General features: G+C 41.9%; 17 protein-coding genes. 12 read left to right on the forward strand and 5 right to left on the reverse strand.

Annotated elements, in window-relative coordinates; genetic code table 11:
- Positions 1-19: 19 nt before the first annotated feature.
- Entirely contained in the window at positions 20-280 is a 261-nt protein-coding gene (locus tag BMX84_RS11195; RefSeq protein ID WP_080145561.1) for a transposase, read from the reverse strand.
- A 163-nt stretch (positions 281-443) separates the two neighbouring features.
- Here BMX84_RS11195 and BMX84_RS11200 point away from each other — a divergent pair, with 163 nt between their 5' ends.
- Genes BMX84_RS11200 through BMX84_RS11220 form a run of 5 tightly spaced genes read left to right on the forward strand, consistent with a single transcriptional unit; the run spans position 444 to position 4,543 of the window.
- Positions 444-1,610 carry a hypothetical protein gene (locus tag BMX84_RS11200; RefSeq protein WP_091489803.1) on the forward strand — a complete coding sequence of 389 codons (1,167 nt, stop codon included), beginning with the start codon at positions 444-446 and terminating at the stop codon, positions 1,608-1,610.
- 12 nt (positions 1,611-1,622) lie between these two features.
- Positions 1,623-2,522: an ABC transporter ATP-binding protein gene (locus BMX84_RS11205; protein WP_091489806.1), complete on the forward strand. Its 900-nt coding sequence runs from the start codon at positions 1,623-1,625 to the stop codon at positions 2,520-2,522.
- Positions 2,523-2,535: 13 nt separating this feature from the next.
- Complete coding sequence (locus BMX84_RS11210; protein ID WP_091489808.1) at positions 2,536-3,711, forward strand: hypothetical protein; 1,176 nt, start codon at positions 2,536-2,538, stop codon at positions 3,709-3,711.
- A gap of 41 nt (positions 3,712-3,752) precedes the next feature.
- Positions 3,753-4,307 carry a hypothetical protein gene (locus BMX84_RS11215; protein ID WP_091489811.1) on the forward strand — a complete coding sequence of 185 codons (555 nt, stop codon included), beginning with the start codon at positions 3,753-3,755 and terminating at the stop codon, positions 4,305-4,307.
- A 38-nt stretch (positions 4,308-4,345) separates the two neighbouring features.
- Entirely contained in the window at positions 4,346-4,543 is a 198-nt protein-coding gene (locus BMX84_RS11220) for a hypothetical protein (protein WP_091489814.1), read from the forward strand.
- 203 nt (positions 4,544-4,746) lie between these two features.
- Here BMX84_RS11220 and BMX84_RS11225 read toward each other — a convergent pair whose 3' ends face one another.
- Positions 4,747-5,220, reverse strand: coding sequence for a hypothetical protein (locus tag BMX84_RS11225; RefSeq protein ID WP_091489816.1), 474 nt, complete (start codon positions 5,218-5,220; stop codon positions 4,747-4,749).
- Positions 5,221-5,398: 178 nt separating this feature from the next.
- Here BMX84_RS11225 and BMX84_RS11230 point away from each other — a divergent pair, with 178 nt between their 5' ends.
- Positions 5,399-5,929 (forward strand): hypothetical protein, encoded by a 531-nt coding sequence (locus BMX84_RS11230; protein ID WP_091489819.1) that lies wholly within the window; start codon positions 5,399-5,401, stop codon positions 5,927-5,929.
- Between the two features lie 1,178 nt (positions 5,930-7,107).
- Positions 7,108-7,980 carry a helix-turn-helix domain-containing protein gene (locus BMX84_RS11235; RefSeq protein ID WP_091489822.1) on the forward strand — a complete coding sequence of 291 codons (873 nt, stop codon included), beginning with the start codon at positions 7,108-7,110 and terminating at the stop codon, positions 7,978-7,980.
- A gap of 988 nt (positions 7,981-8,968) precedes the next feature.
- Here BMX84_RS11235 and BMX84_RS11240 read toward each other — a convergent pair.
- Positions 8,969-9,391 (reverse strand): VOC family protein, encoded by a 423-nt coding sequence (locus BMX84_RS11240; protein WP_091489824.1) that lies wholly within the window; start codon positions 9,389-9,391, stop codon positions 8,969-8,971.
- A gap of 208 nt (positions 9,392-9,599) precedes the next feature.
- Here BMX84_RS11240 and BMX84_RS11245 point away from each other — a divergent pair, with 208 nt between their 5' ends.
- The 4 genes from BMX84_RS11245 (at position 9,600) to cysK (ending at position 15,108) form a co-directional block, all read left to right on the forward strand.
- A complete protein-coding gene (locus BMX84_RS11245) occupies positions 9,600-11,972 on the forward strand; it encodes a phosphoketolase family protein (protein ID WP_091489827.1) in 2,373 nt (790 codons plus the stop codon).
- 114 nt (positions 11,973-12,086) lie between these two features.
- Complete coding sequence (locus BMX84_RS11250) at positions 12,087-13,073, forward strand: ribose-phosphate diphosphokinase (protein WP_091489831.1); 987 nt, start codon at positions 12,087-12,089, stop codon at positions 13,071-13,073.
- A gap of 538 nt (positions 13,074-13,611) precedes the next feature.
- On the forward strand, positions 13,612-14,031 hold the full coding sequence (locus BMX84_RS11255; protein ID WP_091489833.1) for an Hsp20/alpha crystallin family protein: 420 nt from the start codon (positions 13,612-13,614) through the stop codon (positions 14,029-14,031).
- Between the two features lie 150 nt (positions 14,032-14,181).
- Complete coding sequence (gene cysK, locus BMX84_RS11260) at positions 14,182-15,108, forward strand: cysteine synthase A (protein WP_091489836.1); 927 nt, start codon at positions 14,182-14,184, stop codon at positions 15,106-15,108.
- A 69-nt stretch (positions 15,109-15,177) separates the two neighbouring features.
- Here the strand turns inward: cysK and BMX84_RS11265 are convergent, their stop codons facing one another.
- Both BMX84_RS11265 and BMX84_RS11270 read right to left on the reverse strand, forming a co-directional pair.
- Positions 15,178-15,888, reverse strand: coding sequence for a PspA/IM30 family protein (locus BMX84_RS11265; protein WP_091489839.1), 711 nt, complete (start codon positions 15,886-15,888; stop codon positions 15,178-15,180).
- Positions 15,889-15,933: 45 nt separating this feature from the next.
- Positions 15,934-16,983 (reverse strand): hypothetical protein, encoded by a 1,050-nt coding sequence (locus BMX84_RS11270; protein ID WP_177165558.1) that lies wholly within the window; start codon positions 16,981-16,983, stop codon positions 15,934-15,936.
- 232 nt (positions 16,984-17,215) lie between these two features.
- On the opposite strand from BMX84_RS11270, the gene BMX84_RS11280 reads away from it, so the two are divergent.
- On the forward strand, positions 17,216-18,133 hold the full coding sequence (locus BMX84_RS11280; protein ID WP_091489846.1) for a nuclease-related domain-containing protein: 918 nt from the start codon (positions 17,216-17,218) through the stop codon (positions 18,131-18,133).
- Positions 18,134-18,377 lie beyond the last annotated feature (244 nt).

Genomic DNA, 18,377 nt, shown 5'->3' on the forward strand with positions numbered 1-18,377 from the left:
AAAATAAAGTCATCGCGGTCTATTTTTGAGTGAACATGGCTAAGACCTTTTTTAGGATATCATTGTCTGTCTTAAGACGGGCATTCTCTGCTTTGATTTTTTCGATATCTGCTTCAGAATACCCGGTTTTTTCATCCGTGGAATATTTTTTGATCCACCGATAAATGGTTTGTTCTGCTATGCCATGTTCCTCACTTAAATTCTTTACTGAATGACCATTTTCGTACAAACTGACTAGCGTTTTCTTATAGTCGACATCATAGGTTCTTCGGTTTGACATCGATAGACACTCCTTTTCGATAGTTTATATTCTATCAAAACGTGTCCAGGATTTCATACTAACATCAATAGACACTCCTTTTCGATAGTTTATATTCTATCAAAACGTGTCCAGGATTTCATACTAACATCATTTAAACTCATTAATCAGAAAGGACAATCTAATGAAAGCGTATCTTAATTTCGAAGGAAAACTGTTTTTAAAGAATGCTAAAAATAAGCTGATGTTCCTTGTCTTTTTTGTTTTCCTGCTGCTTATCGTTTTTTTCATCTACATTAGAGATGTCGGCAACATTGAGCATACCGTCTATCGTGAGATGAATAATAACAGGATAGCTGTCGGTACGCTTTCTGCAAGTACATACGAAGATCAGGATCAGTCAGAATTTTTTGACAAGCTCTATAGTCAGCAGCAGCTGGTTGCCGGGCAGGATGTTGCGCTACGTTTTGAGAACGACGAGTGGCTGACGGAAGCGAGTCTGGAATTAGCGGAGCTGCAGATAGAGCTGCATAAATATGAACAATTGGACGAATTAAATGATGACCTTCAAGAGATCGTTCCTTCTATGCATCAAGCACAGACAAATCGCGCTTTTTTTTCTTACATTGAGGAAGAAGTCTTACCCATTATGGAAAATCGAGAGAGCGCCGCAGGGTTCCTGATGACCTTTTTTGAGTCCTTCGGTATAGCAGCCTTTTTGTTCTTGCTTCTCTTTAGTGGCAGCATTATCAGTGCGGACTTTGAACATCAAACGATGGTCAAAGGGTATCCGCTGACTTACGAACGGAAAACGGCCAGTAAAATTGCTATCTACACCGTGGCCAGTTTTTTAAGTATAGTCGTGCTGACAGCTGTCTTTACCGGTAGTTTAGCACTCCTTACCGAAACAGGCCTGTTTAACTATCCGATGGTCTTATACCAGTCGGGCAGTTATGACGCCGTGTCATTGTCAGCCTATGCCATCCGTTATTTCCTTTACCTATTTGTCTTGTCCCTTCATGTCATTTCACTTGCAGCCTTCTTGAATACCTTGACCAGAAACATGTATGCCACACTCTTTGCCGGTCTGTTTTTATATGCATTGCCCTTTTTTATTCAGATCGAGTCGGCAGTTTGGCAGTGGCTTCCCGTTCAGTTTTATCATGTTTTTCACGTGTTATCGGGAGAAGCGGCGTATCTAACGGGAGTATCTAGCCTATCTTATCTATACGGCATAGGGAACTTACTGATTTGGGGGATCGGGTTTATTGCATGTATCTATATGTATCAGTCCATGGTGAGTCAAAAGAACCAGTCGCATTCAAAAACAGCAGCGATTGAAAGTATTTAAGGGGGAGAAACGATGCTAGAGATTAAAAATGTCAGCCAGTCTTTTGGCAATAATGTCGTCTTAGATAATGTCTCGATCGTTATAACAAAGGGAGAAATCATTGGTCTGGTCGCACCGAACGGCACAGGCAAAACCACGCTGCTCAATATTATCATGAACTTTCTGAGTCCCGATTCTGGAAAGGTCACGTATAATGAGAAACTGGACTATTCTACAAAGAAAAAAGAGATTCAAATGCGCAGACACCTGTCTTTTCTTCCGGAAATCGATGATTTATATGGTGAACTGACGGGGATGGAACATCTCAACTACTATGCCAGACTGTGGAGTCAGTCAACAAAAGAGGTCCAGCCGATTGTCGACCGACTCAATATGGCTCATTATGTAAAGAATCCGGTCAAAACCTATTCACTCGGGATGCGCCAGCGTCTGTGTTTTGCCCTGCTGCTTGCGGCAGATACCGATGTGATGCTGATGGACGAAGTGATGAACGGACTGGATCCTGATAACGTGGACTTGCTTACCAGCGAGTTGATCAAGCTTAAAGAACAGGGGAAGATCATTCTGATTGCTTCCCATTTATTAAACAATCTGGATCTTTATGCCGATAGAGTGCTGTTTCTGAAAGACGGGCAGGTGGCACTGGAGACACATAATTCAGAGCAGAAGAAGGATTTATATTTAAAAGTGCTGATTCCTGAAAAAGAGTATGAGTTATTAAAGACGGAAAATCAGCTGCCAGAAGGCACACGGTATATAGCCAGCGCTCTCTTTTGTTTACCCTTGACTGGGATGAATGCAACAGAAGTAGGGGAGTGGACGAGCTTTTTCTACAGCAAAGGATACACAGAGACAAGGATAGGGAAGATCGGGTCAAGCGAGTGGTATAACGAACTATACACAAACGACTAACAAGGAGACGACTATGCAGGCGCAGTTTACATTTGAATGGCTACTTTTCACCCAGAACATTAAAAACCGCATACTTTTTATCCTCTTCTTGCTGGCTGTTTTATATTACGGCTTGATCATTGCTCCCCAGTATCGTCCACTTTATTCATTTGTGGACGAAGAAGGGCTGACCGAACGCATTGAAGAGCAGCAGACTGTGATCGATCAGTACGGAACGGAACGGCCGCGAACCACTGAAAGTGCCCGAATGATCATCCAGTTTAGTGAAAATCAGCTGGAAGCTTTAGAACAAGATGATTGGCAGAGTTACTTTGAAGCGACGATAAACGTGAATAGGGAGATTCGCGTTGCTCGTTACGGCAATGCCGTTGACCCGCGATTTTTTGATATAGACGAGCCTTATCCGGAACAGGAAGAAGCGTTCTGGACCAGACACATGAGATATAGATATACAAGTTACTGGGCGGAAGACTTTGAAGGCGTGACACCGGCAGTCGTCGAAGAACGGACGGTTTTACAGACGCTTCACCGGTTACTTCAGGACAACTTGCCTTTTATATTACTGATCGTACTCGTATTGTTTTCCGTTGACAGTCTGACCCGAAACAAAGGGCATGCCACGCTGTTTAACAGTACCCCCATACCGTTTGGGAAGGTCCTATGGATAAAAACCGCCGTCTGTCTGTCAGGGTTCTTTCTCACTTTACTAGCCGGGTTTTTCGTACTGGCACTGACACTGGGCCCAAGGTACGGCATGGGTTCGCTTTCTATCCCGGTTCTGTCATTCAGTTTTGATTTAAGAGGCAGTACATACGAAAGCCTTTCTCTGGGTTTATGGTTAGGACAGGCACTGGTTCTTCTGTTATTGAGTTCTCTCATATTGATTAGAGGGATATTGTTATTCAGTGTATTGATCAAACAGGAACTGTTCAATCTAGTCATTGGTATTTCTGTTTTATTCACTGAATCACTCTATTACTCAAGAGGTATCGGTTATTTCAGCGATATCGGCTTACTTCCGCCGACGTTTTTCTCGATTGGTTCCGTTTTATCCGGATACCACAATTTTTTATACAATTCACAAGACCTGCATTTCTTGAATGGGGTCCTCTCGCTTGGCGCTGCCTGGCTGATCATCGAAGTTCTGATGCTTATTACGATTCAGTTCAAGCGGTTGAGGAAAGTTTAACAGACACTGTGTCATGACTAAATACAAGAGGAGGAAGAATGGTGTTAAAATTATTGATAGTCTTACCGCTGCTGCTCATAGCAGGATGTTCTTCACGAAATCAGGCTGACACTGAATTTGAAGAGTACCGGCAGAACCGCGATGAACGTGTTGCCGTTTCCGAGCTCGTCTCTGAGAAACGGGATGCATATACAGAGCCTTTAGGTGAAATTACATTTACCGGAAAACCAGATGATTTTTCAAACGTACTTTTAGAAGTCAGGTCAAATGCAGTTGAGTTGGGCTTGCCCAGGTACTATGAATTTATCGAACAAGACGATCATCTTGAGTTGAATGTCCGTATTATTGAAGGAACTGTAGGCGAGCCTGACAGCATAAACGATGTTGAAGAATCACTGATTGTGGATGATATAGAATTCAAAGATGGAACCTATACCATCCATGCTGAAGAGTATACATTCGACCTGCATATGTATGAGGGGTCTGTGAAGCGACTAAAAGACGATGGCGGAACGCTGCTCCATCCCACCCACTATATCCCCGAAGAAATGACAGAACGCTGGTATGATGAGGCGAGAGAAGAAGTCAGAAATTAAGTAGGTATATAGGAAAATAAATGTTGGAGGAGATAACCATGAGTAAAAAGAGACTAACGTATTTTGCGATCATGCTTTTACTTCTTATAGCAAACCTCTATTTAGTTTTCACTTTTTTAAGGGGGAACTCTTTAGCAATCATTTTTGTTTCGCTCGCCATTGCCTATTTGAGTGATAAGGTTGCTAAGTGGTCAGTTGTGAAGATATATGGCAATGACTCAGAGAGAGCGAAATAAGGCGAAACTCGGGGAGCCGTTCACTCATCGAAGTGAAAATTTAGATGGTGCCAGTAAAATTATGTTTCTAAACTAATTATCTTAATTTTAGAACCTTCATCTTAGGATAAAAACTATAGATAAAAAGAGAATCATAAGCCGAGTAAGCAGCTGATGATTCTCTCTTTATTTGAATAGGATTGTTTGTTTTTTTTTAAAATAACTTATCTAAGAAATGATGCTTTTAAAGTAGAATTGAATAATCCTGAAGCTTTCCATTTCCAATTATTCTTATTGTTAGACAGTGACTTTTGAACTAAAAGAACTACAAACCAAAATAAATAAATAAAGGCTAAAGATATAATAATATTGAATATATACGGGTTATCTGCTACTGCATTGAAGTTTACGATATAGTTAGAAACATTAGGTGTCACGTATACAGTAGCAAGAAAATTTACTGCATATAAGATTAAAGCGTCAGTCATCAAACTACTATAAGTATATTTTCTATCCTTAGCTAAGACTCCGTAAAAAAGCAAATCTCCTATCATAGTAGCGACGAATATAGAACATATAATCAAGTAATTAATTTCATATGCAGTTAAGATAAATAATAGAATGAGTGTGGGGAATTTAACTATTCTACGATAATTACTTAATTTTTCTTTATAATGCAAGTTTTTGAACTTCGTCATCAAATCACCTCTAACCGTATTATAATTTAAATGAAATTAATTGTAAAGTCATCATACCATTATTATTCATAATATTATTATTAATATATATAATAATAATAATGTATTCATTAATAAATTTTGATAATTAAAGATCGACATGATAATATAAAATTAGAAAAGGAAAGGAGAAATATAAATGTTTTCTAATTTTATTGGCAAAAAAGTTGTAAAATTATCCGTAGTCGCTATAACTATAGGAACAGTTTTACTACAAACTGTTCAAGGGGAATCTGTGGAAGCTTCAGAATTGGAGAAGTCAGATTCTGAACTATTAGATGGAGAGAATTTTAATTCTTCTAACTATCTTAACGACACAGTAATACAGAGTGTTCCATCTCAAGGTGGTGGCGGTGGGGCTTATGAACATTCATTCACTCAATACGGGTCATCACGTAGTAGACAAAATGCAGAAGAATATATTCTAGGATTCTTTATTGGAGCAGGGCTAAGTTATGTTCCGGGGATCAATGGCTTTGTAGCATACAACTTGACCCCTATTATTACTGATGCATTAATTAGTAGACCTGTAGTTTACTATAAAGTATCAACATATATTAATGAAACCTCTTACGGTCAGCAAATTAGAACCAGCATTAGTACGTACAGATATTCTGATTATTCTGGCTTAATCGACACGACTACACAATATAAAACAGTTTACAATTAGCATATACTTATAAAAAAGACTACGCCCTATATATTGCCCCCAAAAAGTTAGATTTTTTAACAGAGTAGATAATTCTACTCTGTTTTTTTTAGTGTGCGCCCGGCATGGGCGACAACTTGGTGGTGAAAGTCCACTACAGACTTGACAGTAGGAACTGTTAACGAAAGTCAAGGGTGTCCGCTGTGAGGCGGAATCTGAAGACAAACTATACGTAGTTAAGAGAAATATAAAATAAGTCCGAATATTCAATTATGATAAAAAAGTGTATAGTAAATAAACTTATAATCTTTTATTCAAAAAAATTCAGGCTAATTAATGAACGATAGTTACTCACGAACTACAATTAAGCATATGTGACTACACACTACTACTCAGATATACTACTATACAGATACGACGACAACTAGCAAAAAAAAGGGATACGCACCTTTAAAAAGATACTCATGAAAGTTTTTGCAATTTAAGCTACTTGTATAAATTTTCTAATTATTAAGGTGAAACTATAGAAAATTATATACTATTTTTTCATATGAAAAAGAACAAAAATTAATTAGACTCTCAATCATACATATTTTTAAGATGGTTAAAAAAGGGCGGTAGACAAATGCTGGACGCTCTAAACCCATTGTCACAGACAAAGTTTCCCCTAATAATGGTTGGATTTTTAAAACTTTTAATGACTTTTGAAATTATACAAGGGAATGAACTCACTTTTATTTTGATTGACAGTCATATCTAGGGACTTTACTTTTAAATTTTAGAATACTTGCAGCAAACTATATAACAAAAAACTAATAGAAACTATGTAAAGAAAATATAGACTCCCTTAGTTTTAATAGTGTATTAAAATAATGATTCGTACTTTTATCGAAATAAAAAGCTTTTAAGCCATTTTTTCAATTTCTAACCTCTTTACCCATTTCAAATTAATTAAAGCGTTAGATCTGAATTATACTCGCATAAAAATCATTTTGTAATAAACATGGTATAGTTACTCTATAAATATCAAAACGAGTTCCAAAAGAAAAATAAACTAGTAAACAATGTTTATCTGGTTCGTCCCTAATTTCAATTAGTTGCCTGAGTTGTTAAGTGCTTTATATTCTAATAATTGAAATAATTAATAGAATACAATATAATAATAGTCAATAAGATTTAATAGAAAGGGTTAATATAGGATGGATATAGGTAGTAATATAAAAAAAATGCGAAAAGACCTCGATTTGACCCAGGCTCAATTAGCTGAAAATATATGTGCCCAAACAATGATAAGTAAAATTGAAAACAACGAAATTACTCCGAATAATAGAATTTTAGAGAAATTATCAAAAAAATTAAACGTAGATTTAATAGATCTTATTGATAGAGAAAAGGAAAAAAATGCAGATGAAAAAACTAAAAATTTGAAAGATATGATTGATATTAGCCTGATCAAAAGAGATTATGAAATGATAAATCTGATAATACAATCTAATATAGAGACTATAGAAGAAAACAACTCTCCCTATTTTCGTTGGATTCGAGGTTTATTATATTATTATAAAGAGGATAATCCTAAGAAAGCAATTCAGGAATTTAACAAGTTGGATACGACTGATTTATCAGCCGATTTTACAGTCGATGTACTTTGTAGTATTGGTATTGTTTACTACGAGACGGAAAATCTTGAAAAAGCATGTAAGTATTTTGATATGGGCTTAAACTGGTTCTCTAACAAGATAGAAACTCGATCTAAAGTAAAATTACTTCTGAACTATTCTTTATGTTTAGAAAGTTTGGATAAAGATAAAAAAGCGTTAGATTTGATTTTTCAAGGCATAGAGTTGTCAAAAAAAAATAGCTCGATTTTTGGATTAGGCGACCTATATTATCATAAAGGTTATATGATGAATAAATTGAAACAATACGAAGAAGCGATAAAGTCTTATAAAATTGCTAATTCTCTCTTTGAAATTCAAGAGAATTCCCGATTTAGTGTTATGGCTAATTTGAGATTAGAAGAAATATTAAAAAATAAGGAGACAGTAAAAGATGAGAAGGATTATGCTTAGAGCTTTAATGATAACAATTTCATTTAGTTTCTTACTTACATCTGTAAGTTTCGAATCAATTTCAGATTCAAATTTCGATATAGTACCCAATAACGGTGGGAAATTACCACCATTACCTTCACCCGGAGTATCTTTTTCACTAATTTGATACAAGGTATTTCAAATTTAATACTACACTGTATAGAAATATTACTACAATTTTAATAATGACGATGTAAAGGAATCATTAAGACTATAGTAAAAGGCTATTGTAAAAAAGTTTATTGTTTTGGATACTGGCTATGATTCTCTGAGCTCTATCGTCATAATTATTCTCATAATAGTATTGTGTCATGTGTCTCAAGGTCCCATATGCTTTCGTTTGACTACTGCCACACATTTGTACCGCTGGGACATTTCGCTGGCGGTAGTCAGGGTTCAAGTACAATTAATACTCCAACCGGCGATTTAGTACTCCCTTATAGCTTACCAAACTACTTTACAAGCAAAATGCAACTACAGCAAATCAAATACTTGTAAGGTGTACATAAATATTATATGAACAATAATAAGTACACAGAATTAAAATAGGTAACAAGAATTTCATGATAAAACTATTTAACTGCTACGGCAGCTTTCTGCATGACTTTTTAATGTGATTTCTAAGAGGGTGGAACAAATGGCTCAAATAGAAGAGGCATTTATTTTCAATTTTTTATTGTAGCAATACTAATTAACGGAGAGTTCAATAAACCTCTAAAAATTATAGTTACTCTTATGCAGGAGTTGATGGTCTGTTGATTGTTTATATTGTCGGCAGCATTATAGCGATGCTGACGTCATGATGGGTCAGGTGCCCAAAAAAGTTAAAGCAATTAAGTCAACCTTGCATATTTTATAGTAAAACTGAAGTGAGACTTACTGAAAATCCAGTGCAAGCAACCCTTTTATTACATAACAGAAAATCCATTAGACAGGCTCAACCTAGCTGTCTGATGGATTTTTTGTGTTACTCACTTTTATGGTCTGCTTTCTCACTCTCCGTCATCAGTGATTTGGGCTTGTCGTGCCATTCCAGAAACTCCATGCGGTGGCCGAAAAAGGCATAGGTGTAGAAACGTCGGGCTCCGGGCATATTGAAGTCTTCTTCGTAGGGAATATTATGTTCATCCAGTCTGTCCATCAGCCCCTGCAGATTTTCCACATCAAAGGCCGGGTGACCTCGTTTTTCACTGTGGTGGTTTTCGTCAAGCCCTACGTGGATGATGTGGCGTCCCATGTCGAACCAGATACTTTCAAAGTGACTAAGTGAGTCCGGTTTTTCTACTTCAGGACACCCCAGCACGTCCGTAAAGAAGTGATGTACCTCTTTTTCTGTACCCAGTGGGGCAGTGATTTGATAATGGTCTAACCCGTTAAATGAAAATGTCATTGTCTTTTCTCCTTTCACACTCTTTCTAATAGTCTAGCATAGAAAGGACCGAAGAGTAATATGTCCGACTATGTATGCCTTAAAAACGAATGCTGAATCCTTGTCCTTACAGTAGCTATTCGTGGAGCAAGCTGACTGGTTTATGCTAAAGTTTAAGTGTGAAGGTAACAAAGACGGCAGAATTATAAACAGGAAAGGACATGCGATAATGACTAAGGAAAAAGAGTATGCATCAGCCCAGTATTTACAAAAAGTGGATGCCTGGTGGCGGGCGGCCAATTATTTGTCGATCGGCCAGATTTACCTGAAAGATAACCCGCTGCTTAAGCGTCCGCTGGAAGAAGAAGACGTGAAAGTCAACCCGATCGGTCACTGGGGAACGGTGCCGGGACAGAACTTTGTCTATGCCCACTTGAACCGGGTCATCAACAAATATGATCTGGATATGTTCTACATTCAGGGACCGGGACACGGAGGTCAGGTCATGGTCTCCAATGCTTATCTGGACGGCAGTTATACTGAAATTTATCCGGATATCTCGGAAGACGAAGAAGGCATGAAGAAGCTGTTCAAACAGTTCTCTTTCCCGGGAGGCATCGGCTCGCACGCGGAACCTTCCGTACCCGGCTCGATCCATGAAGGCGGCGAACTGGGCTATGCCTTGTCTCATGCGACAGGGGCTGTGCTCGACACGCCGGATACGATCGCGGCTGTGGTGATCGGGGACGGTGAAGCGGAAACAGGGGCTCTTGCGACGTCCTGGTTCTCCAATGTCTTTATTAACCCCGTCACCGATGGGGCCGTCCTGCCGATCCTGCATTTGAATGACTACAAGATTGCCAATCCGACGATCCTTTCAAGGAAGTCGAATGAAGAACTGCAACATTACTTTGACGGCCTGGGATGGGATCCGTTGTTCATTGAAGGGGAGAACCCAAATGACATGCATCCCGAAATGGCTGAAGTGATGGATGAAGCGATCGAAACGATCCATAATATTCAAAAATATGCTAGAAAGAAATCCGCTCAGACTGTGGGGATGCCGAAGTGGCCTGTAGTAATCCTCCGAAGTCCTAAAGGCTGGACCGGCCCAGAAGAATGGGACGATGAACCGGTCGAAGGAAGCTTCCGTTCGCATCAGGTGCCGATCCCGGCTGAACAGGAGAAGATGCAGCACAGTGATGCCTTGACGAACTGGATGAAATCTTACCGCCCGGACGAGCTGTTTGATGAAAACGGAAGGCTGAAAGAAGAAATCAGAGACATTGCGCCTAAAGGGAATAAGCGGATGGCACTAAACCCGATCACCAACGGCGGCAGAGACCGAAAAGAACTGAAACTGCCGGACTGGCGCCTGTACACGCTGGATATCGACACGCCAGGTGCAGAAAAAGGGAAAGACATGACGGAGTTCGGGAAATTTGCCCGTGATATCGTGGATGCTAATCCGGACAACTTCCGCATCATCAGTACGGATGAACTGAAGTCGAACCGATTGAACGCGGTCCTTCAAACGACGAACCGCCAGTGGATGGAAGATATCGACGAACCCGAAGACGAGGCACAGTCCAGAAGCGGCCGTGTGATCGACTCCCAGCTTTCCGAGCATCAGGCAGAAGGGTGGATGGAAGGCTACACGCTGACCGGACGCCACGGCTTCTTTGTGAGCTATGAAGGCTTCTTGCGGATCGTGGATTCCATGCTGACGCAGCACTTCAAGTGGATGCGCAAGGCAGACGAACTGGACTGGCGTAAAAAATATCCGTCGCTTAATATCATCGCCTCGTCAACCGTCTTCCAGCAGGATCATAACGGCTACACGCATCAGGACCCGGGGATCAGCACACATCTGGCAGACAAGAAGCTTGAGTATATTCGTGAGTACTTCCCGGCAGACGCCAACTCCTTGATGGCAGTGATGAATAAAGTACTGAAATCCCAGCAGAAGATCAACCTGATCGTTTCCAGCAAGCATCCACGCCCGCAGTTCTATACGGCTTTGGAAGCAGAGACGCTGGTAGAAAAAGGTCTGAAGGTCATAGACTGGGCCAGTACCGATCAGGACCTTGACCCGGACATTGTGATCGCAGCTGCCGGAACAGAACCGAATTTAGAGGCTTTGGCCGCCGTATCAATTTTGCATGACGAATATCCTGATCTGAAGATACGCTTTATCAATGTAGTGGACCTGCTCAAACTCAACAGTCCGAAAAATGACAAACGCGGTCTCAGCGACGAAGCCTTCAATAAACTGTTCACGACAGACAAACCGGTCCTCTTTGCCTTCCACGGCTATGAAGGACTTTTGAAGAATTTATTCTTTGACCGTCAGAACAGAAACCTGATCCCGCATGGTTACAAGGAAAACGGAACAGTGACCACCCCCTTTGATATGCGCGTGGTCAACGAGATCGACCGCTTCCACCTGGTCAAAGATGCCGCACGAGCTGTCTACGGTGATAAAGCAAGCGATGTGGAAGAGAAAATGGACGAGCTTCTCGAGAAACATCACCGCTACATTAGAGAACACGGCGACGATATGCCGGAAGTCAAAGACTGGAAATGGCAGCCTTTGAAATAAGGGTCATGGAAGGTTAGATGTTGATTAAACAGGCAAGATAGCGCTTGCATTTTTAGGATATTGTGTTTACGATTAATGTGTAAGCGAAGTAACATTCAGTAGATGGAGGTTGCTATGACTAATCATAAAAAAGACACAGGGATCAGACTGTTTGCCCTGAATTCCAACCCGAAACTGGCGAAGGAGATCGCGCAGGAAGTGGGGGTCGAACTGAGCAAGGCCAAGATCGACCGCTTTTCCGACGGTGAGATTTGTGTTCATATCGAAGAAAGTATCCGTGGGGACGATGTCTATTTAATTCAGTCAACGAACGACCCGGGCAATGACTATCTGATGGAACTCTTGATCATGATCGATGCACTGAGGCGGGCCAGCGCAGGTTCTATAAATGTCGTGATGCCGTACTACGGTTATGCCAGGCAGGACAGAAAACCTGGACCGCGGGAAGCCATTACGGCAAAAGTTGTGGCAAATATGCTGACCCAGTCAGGGATCGATTGCCTGATAACCATGGAACTGCACGCCCCGCAAATCCAGGGGTTCTTCGATATTCCGGTCGACCACTTGTCGGCGACGGCACTTCTGGCCAATCATTTTACGTTAAATGACTTGGGAGGAGAAAATACGGTGGTGGTCTCGCCTGATCACGATGGGGTGAAGCGTGCTCGTGAAATGGCCGAACTTCTAGATTCACCTTTAGCCATCATTGACCGGCGATTATATGAAACGACAAAGCCCAATACGTATGAGCTTGTCGGAGAAGTCGACGGGAAAGACTGCATTTTATTTGATGACATTATGGATACCGCCAAGACCGTCACGAAAGCGACTCAGTCACTTAAAAAAGCAGGCGCAAAAGATGTCTATGTCTGCGTGACCCATGCGGTCCTTTCAGGCAAAGCAATGGAACGTCTATTGAACTCCGGTGTCAAAAAAGTCATCATCACCAACACGATCAATTTATCTGAGAAAAATAACACAGAATTGGTCAATCAGTTAAGTGTGGCACCGATCTTAGGCGATGCGATCAAGCGCATTTCAAATTATGAGTCCATAAAACCCTTATTTGACAAAGAATACGTTGAAAAATTGATGCATTGATCAGAAAGTCGTTGATCTGACCACTAGCAAAACCAAATAAATAATATTGTAGAGGCTGGGGTTCCAGCCTCTTTTCCTTTTTGAAGTCTTTTCAAGGTTAAAAAATCGGAGGGGTGAAGGATTGCATCGGTTTGCGACCAGTTCTCGAACAATTCCGTTATGAACTAGTCACTAAACAGCTAGTGCGGCCAGTTGCTGGTCATTCTATTATGAACGGGTCACTAACATACTAGAATGATAAGTTTTTTAGTACATTGGAACTGGACTTGCTGAAAGAAGCGCAACGCATTACTAGTAGTTAAGCGTTCACTACTGAATTGAAAAAGGACAATATAAACATATGGTATATTCAACGGTAATGTATTTTTATACATGATTTAGAATTTTAGGCTCTTCGCTGTTGGTCCCCCTGTTCAGCATGAAATCTTAGTTTATATTGAATCATTTTAGTTTACCTTAATTGGTGTAAGCGTTACAATAACGGTGAAGGAAAGAGAATAACTTCACAAGACGAGTGTAACGGAAAGGGGCAAGAGAAATGAACAACATGTTTCCTTCGCGACGTGATTTCAGAGATTTGCGCAGACAATTTTTCGACGACACCTTTGACCAAGTACTGGGAGAAGCGGGGAACTTCAAGACCGATATCATAGAAGACGACAACGAATATACGGTGGAAGCGGAACTTCCCGGAATGGATAAGGAAAATATCGAACTGGATTACCATGACAATATCCTTTCCATCTCAGGCAAGCAGGAATCGGAAACGAATGAAGAAGATAAAGAGCGCAACTATATCAGACGGGAACGATCGAGTCGCTCATTCAGCCGTCAGTTTTTGATTCGCGATGTCGATGAAGACAACATTTCAGCCCGCTTTGAGAATGGTATCCTGAAAGTGAAGCTGCCGAAGAAAGAATCGGATAAACCCGAAAACAAACGTATTGATATACAATAATAAAGTAAAAGTTTAAGGATCTCGACGACTTATGCAGAAGATAAGTTGTCGAGATTTCATTTTGTCCAAGCAAATATGATAAACTAGAGTGGCAAGGATAGAAGATAAATAATAGAGCGTTCAAGAAGGAATAAGAAAGGAAGTATTCGAATGAAAAGAGTTGAATCAGTAACAGAATTGGTCGGAGGTACCCCCTTGCTGAAATTGAATCGAGTGGTTCCAGAAGGAGCGGCTGACGTCTACGCAAAATTGGAGCTGGCCAATATCGGTGGGAGCGTAAAGGACCGCATTGCTTTAAATATGATCGAAACAGCCGAAAAAGAAGGCAAGCTAAAAGAAGGCGATACGATCGTTGAAGCAACGAGCGGGAATACAGGTGTCGGACTGGCTATGGTGGCTGCAGCTAAAGGGTATAAAGCTGTCTTTGTCATGCCTGATACACTTAGCGTTGAACGACGCTCACTGATGAAAGCCTACGGGGCCGAGCTGGAGCTGACACCCGGGGACAATGGGATGCCAGGCGCCATGGGCCGCGCACGCGAGCTGGCTGAACAAGATGATTTCTTCATGCCCTCACAATTTACCAATCCGGCGAATCCGGCTATTCATATCGAAACAACAGGGCCGGAAATTATTGAAGCACTGGACGGCAAGACACCGGATGCTTTCGTCGCAGGAGTAGGTACAGGCGGCACAGTGACCGGTGTAGGGAAAGCTCTGAAATTGGAGGATCCCTCGACACGAATCATTGCTGTAGAACCCGATGAGTCAGCTGTATTAAGTGGGCGTGAGAAAGGGAAACACAAGATTCAGGGGATAGGCGCTGGGTTTATTCCAGACGTTCTGGATACTACTATCTATGATGAAATCATCACGGTCACGAGTGAAGAAGCGATGGAGATGACCCGACGATTAGCTAGAGAAGAAGGCCTGCTGACGGGTATTTCCGCTGGAGCCAACATTGCGGCCGCAGTACGTGTGGCAGAAAAATTAGGCAGCGGTAAAACGGTCGTCACTGTAGCCTGTGATACAGGTGAACGTTACTTGTCTACGCCTGTCTTTTCTGATGATCAATAAAAAACGAACAAAAAAGAACCGGAGGACGAGTTAATGACTCGTTCCTCCGGTTCTTTTTTGATTATTGTGTTATTCTTCTTCGGATGATTTATCGGAAGAGGACAGGCCCATGTCCTGTTTCATACGCTCGAGCTCTTCCTCGACAGCGGCGGATCCTGTTTCTTCTGCGTATTTCTCTTCGAGTGCCTGAGCAGAATCTTTCGGCTGCTTGTTCAGTTCTTCCATGGCATTCGCTTCATCCAAGCGGCGTGTAGCTTTATCTTCCATGCGTTCAAAGTTACTCATTGCACCTTTAGATTTGCCGAGAGAGGTGTCTACTTTGTTCAGTTTCTCCTGAGTATCAGCGACAGACATCTGAGCTTTGATCATCGAACGGCGGTTTCTCAGTTTCTCGATATCCGAAGCCAGTTTGTCATGCATCTGACGCATTTTCATGGCATTTTCGTGTGCTTTTGCGTAAGCATTGGCTAGTCCGGTACCGACATCTTCCAGTTCCTGTTTTTTGGACAGGAAGACACGCGCATCCGCATCGTTCCCGGCCTCCAGCGCTTTTTTAGCGTAACGTTCGTATTTTGATACTTCCGCTTCGTTTTCATCCACTAAACGTTTGGCACGTGTTTCTTCAGCCATGACGCTTGCGGTATTTTGCTTCACTTCTGCCAGGTCATCCATCATGTCACGCAGATACTGATCGATCATTTTCTCAGGATCTTCCATGCGGTCGATGATCGCGTTGACGTTTGCACTGATGATATCTGAAAAGCGGTCTAAAATTGCCATGTGTATTCCTCCTAATTGTGAATGCTTCATTTTTTCAAAAGTTAATTACTTCTTGTCGTCATCGTATTTTTTCGCCAGTTCATCGGCTTCACTGCTTCCGAAGGTTTCGATCGGCCGCTTGAGCATTTCTTCTGTTCGTCTGGCTTCGCGTTCTTTGCTAGCTTGTCGCGATTTCCACCATCTGAATAGAAGATACAACAAGGCCAGGACACCGAAGATCACAAGGACCGGGATCCATGGTGAAGTAGTGACTTCCATGATACGGTCAGCGGCTTCTTTGAAAGACTGGCTAAAGTACTCTTCATCGCTTAAATCGTCATCGTAGTAATTTCTGTCCAGATAATCAAGCAGGATGTCTCCCGCTTCAGTATCAATGACGGATCGTGCCTGAGAGCCTGTGACATAATACGTCGTGTAGTCGTTTAGGGTAGGTTCATAGAAAACGAGCAGCAGATGCGCTTCGTCTGTAAAGAGTTCATCGTACAAGTTGTTGGCGTACGTTTCGATTTCATCCAGTGTCGGATCGCCGGATGCGCCGATGTCACCGGTAATGTAGATATGCGGCTGGACACCTGTTTCATTATAGAAATACTGCAGGCCATCCACCATCTGCGTATGATTGCCGATCCACCCAAGTTCATCCGTATAGTAGTCGGTCTCATTGACTGCGCCAGTCGGCAACGGTTCACGCTCCACCGTTGAAGAGGTGATGTTCGTCGGCCCTCCATTCCCTCCACCCATGAAGTTACCCAGGGATGAAAAGAGAGTGAAAATAATGAACATGAATATCAGGACTGTGAAAATACTTCCACAGCCTAGAAAGCCGCAGCCACCGCCGCCACCGGGAGAATAGCGTCTGCGACCAAAACCGCCGCCTCCGAACCAGATCGGTCCCATTCCGGGGCGTCTGTTGCCGCCTGAACGGTTGCTGCTTCCGCCACCGAACAAGCCGCCACCGCTGTTTCCACCGCCGCGGCCACTTCCGAAACCACCGCCCATACGGCCGCCTCCGCCTCGACCACCGCCGAAGCCACCGCCACGGGAACCTCCGCCGCCGAAGCCGCCACCGCCACCACGGCCGCCTCCTCTACCCATATGTATCATCTCCTTTTAAAGTCAGATTGTTTTGATTTAAAGAATTAATAGAGTGCTGCTGATTTTGATCCAGCACCTTTACGTACCTTAAACACATTATAGCTCAAAGATATTTTTATTCATAAAAATATCACTTGATATCAGTCTTCAATAATAGCTCTTTAAATAAAAAGTCAGTTATTCAAGAAATGGACAATATAATAAGTAGACTACTAAATTGGAGCGTGAGCAAATGATTGTAAAAGAACGAGAACCATCGAACCAGCTGGAGATGCTTCAGATCTTGGACCGGCGCGGGGATCTCTTGAACCCCCAAACGAATACTATCCGAAATAGGGTAAAAGGGTTTGAAGGAGAATGCCAGTTTGATGAGTTACTTAAAAAGTTGAAGTGTGAGTGTCTGATCGTGAACGACTTGACACTGAAAATAAGTGGTCAGACCTGTCAAATCGATTCACTTCTGATAACGAGTAAAGGGGTAATCCTCTATGAAGTGAAAAACTATGAAGGGCAGTTTGTCTGTACCGAAGACAAGCTGAAGGTCCTTTCCACGAATAAAGAGATCTCGAATCCGGTTCATCAGTTGAACCGAACGACCAACCTTTTTCGCCAGTTGATGGAAGAACAGCAGGCAAACTTTACGCTGCAGTCGTATATTGTCTTTATAAATGAGGCATTTACGCTTTATAACGCACCGGTAGACAGTCCGTTTATTTTACCGACGATGCTGGATTATCATATGAAGAAGCTGACGAATGAACGGAGAGCGCTGAATAAAAGTCACTATACGTTTGCAGAAACCCTCAAACAGTTGAACCAGACGGATCTTTCCTTTTACTCGTTCCCGCAATATGACTGGGCGGGACTGGAAAAAGGAGCTTTCTGTAAGGTGTGTCAGTCGGAGCTCGGGAAGCCCATTGGGAGGATATGCGAGTGTAGTCAGTGCGGATTTAAGGAAGTGACTACAGATGTGATAAAGAGACAGATAAACGAGTATCTCCTGCTTTTCCCTGAAAAGAAACTGACCACAAACGAAGTCTGTGACTGGATAGGAAAGCTTTTTTCCAAAAAAAGCATCCGATCAGTGTTGAAAAAGAATTTTGAGCTGAAAGGGAACTATAAAGGGCGTTATTATGAGAAGAAAACATAAAAGAATAGAAAGAAATGTATTTTTGTGACCTTTGCGAAAGACGGCGGCTAGCGAAGGTCACAAAAGTGGGGTATACGTGACCTTCGTGAAAGCAGTCAGTGCACGAAGGTCACAAAAGAGGGGGATATGTCCCTTCGTGAGAGCGGTCAGCGTGCGAAGGTCACAAAAGAGGGGGATATGTGCCCTTCAGGAAAGAAGTCAGCGTGCGAAGGTCACAAAAGCGAGGTAAATGTGCCCTTCAGGA

Origin of the sequence: Alkalibacterium putridalgicola (assembly GCF_900109825.1) — a bacterium.
In the GTDB taxonomy this organism is placed as follows: domain Bacteria; phylum Bacillota; class Bacilli; order Lactobacillales; family Carnobacteriaceae_A; genus Alkalibacterium; species Alkalibacterium putridalgicola.